General features: G+C 43.8%; 1 protein-coding gene. It reads left to right on the forward strand.

The window, feature by feature from the left end; all coding sequences use genetic code 11:
* Nucleotides 1–59: 59 nt before the first annotated feature.
* The coding region (locus tag AOA60_RS23505; protein WP_178075405.1) for a replication initiator protein A at nt 60–313 on the forward strand (254 nt) is incomplete at its 3' end.

Genomic DNA, 313 nt, shown 5'->3' on the forward strand with positions numbered 1-313 from the left:
ATCAACAAGCTCTTCTATGAGTGTGCTTTTTCGTACAAATTCATAGGAGGGCTTTTATTATGCCAACAAACGAATTCTACAACGTCAATGAAGTTTACACTGAGAAGTATTATCAACTGCCTCAGTGGCTCTTTACAAACGAAAAATACAAGGATTTGAGCAACAATGCACGCATTGCTTATGCACTATTAAAGGACCGCAATCGCTACTCTATCAAGAATCACTCGGTTGATGCAGAGGAAAACAGCGACTTCACCCTCGCCACGAGCACCTTGGCAAGTTTGCCCAAGCACACTGGCCCAAAGGTCGTGCC

It is taken from the genome of Pseudomonas sp. 2822-17 (assembly GCF_002742485.1).
Lineage (GTDB): Bacteria > Pseudomonadota > Gammaproteobacteria > Pseudomonadales > Pseudomonadaceae > Aquipseudomonas > Aquipseudomonas cyclaminis.